The sequence below is a fragment of the Polaromonas sp. P3_C2 genome (assembly GCF_056402675.1).
In genome coordinates, this window is record NZ_JBFUGX010000834.1 from 1 (window position 1) to 1,580 (window position 1,580).

Annotated in this window: 1 protein-coding gene; it reads left to right on the plus strand. The window is 57.7% G+C overall.

Annotated elements, in window-relative coordinates:
- Window positions 1–1,580, plus strand: a 1,580-nt coding sequence (locus tag AC1DWI_RS22520) for a tetratricopeptide repeat protein (protein ID WP_477725829.1), incomplete at both ends; no start/stop codon positions are given.

The following is a 1,580-nucleotide window of genomic DNA, read 5'->3' on the forward strand; positions in this document are numbered from 1 at the left end:
TGACTATGAACTGCCGGTCAAAGGTTACGCGATGGCGGACATGGCACGCGCGGCATTGCCCCTTGCCGACCCCGACAAGGTTCAGGCCATGGTGAATCTGTCGGTGTTTCATCACGGCCGCAAGTTCATCGAGGCCAACACGGCCATTTTGTGCTGTGGGCTCACACCTGGCAAGCCGGGCCCGTTTGACTATCTGGACTTGCTCCAGGCTATTGGCCATGACAACCTGATGAGCCGCATCAATTTCCTGTCCGACGTCCAGGGCATTCCGAATCAGGCCTTGGTTTTTGCGAACACTATTGACGCAACCTACAAGGGTTACCCGTACTACACGTATGAGCGCTCAAGAGTGGAGGCAAGGCTCGCTGCAAAGTCCGCCGGAGCCGAAAAAGAGCAATTGCTCAAGGCCGCGCACCAAAACGCGTTCGACGCAGCCTACTGGGAGCAAGGCCAGTCGCTCGTCGCAGTAAGGGCCCTGAATCATTTCAATGCTGACGGCGGTCAGTACTATGGACACTACGACAATCTTTACTATGCCGATGTTCCGTTCCGTCCTTATTACTGGACCTGGGCAGACGGCGGCAACTTGCAGACGCATGTTGAAAACGAAATTGCCGCTTTGAAGAATGCCACTTCGGAAATCGGAACCTTCTCGCAGCTGCACGGGCTATACCGTCAGTTTTTCCCCGACCAGGGGCGGGACACCGATCTTTTGGCGTCAATCGCCGGGCGTTTTGTGGGCTCCCCGGAACTCAATAGCATCCTCGGCGCCGAGGCTACGAGGCAGGGAGACACCGGGAAAGCGCAGGCTTACTATCGCGACAACCTCAAGCTGGCACCCACGCGGTGGACTTCCTATAGCGATGTGGCATGGATGCTGTTCGCGGCGGGTGACGTCAAGGCCGCCGCCAAGATGTTCCATTCTTACGAGGGCTTCAGGAAGGGGTCCGAAGACGGCCGGGTTGCCACCGCGAACCTTGCTTATGAGGCCGGGTCGTATTTTTACTGGGCGGGTTATTTCGACCTTGCCAGGCCGTTTTATCAAATCGCCGCGTCTCAGAGGTCGGGGTCGTCCGGTGAAATCACGAGCGATGCGCGTCTGAAGCTTCTTGCCGGCGATATTCAGGGCGCGATGGCCGGCACCTTGCGGCGTGCGCAACGTTACCAGGAGTCGTATGCTTACCGGGACTATCTGGGGCTTCTTCATGCAAGCGGCCATTCCAAAGAGGCCTGGGCCGGCTTTGAAATGCTGGCGAAACAAAGCCGCGCTCCTCACATTTGGGAGTCCGCGCTGGTCGGGCATCACATTTCCGGACAGYCTGAAGCGGAGGTCGTGAGTTGGGCGCAACAGGGGAAATTCGGGGGCACAACAGAGGACAAGATCGCCGCAGCCATTCACCTTGTGCGCTTTGCAACCACGGACCGCACGCCTTCCAGCGGCTTGTCTCAGGCAGTAGACGCACTGGATTTGCCGCGATGGAAATTACCCGAATACCCCCAGCCGGTTTATGAAGGGCATTCGATCCTGCTGAAAGCGCCAGTGAAAGAGCGCGTGAAATCCATGCACGCGTATTTTGTGG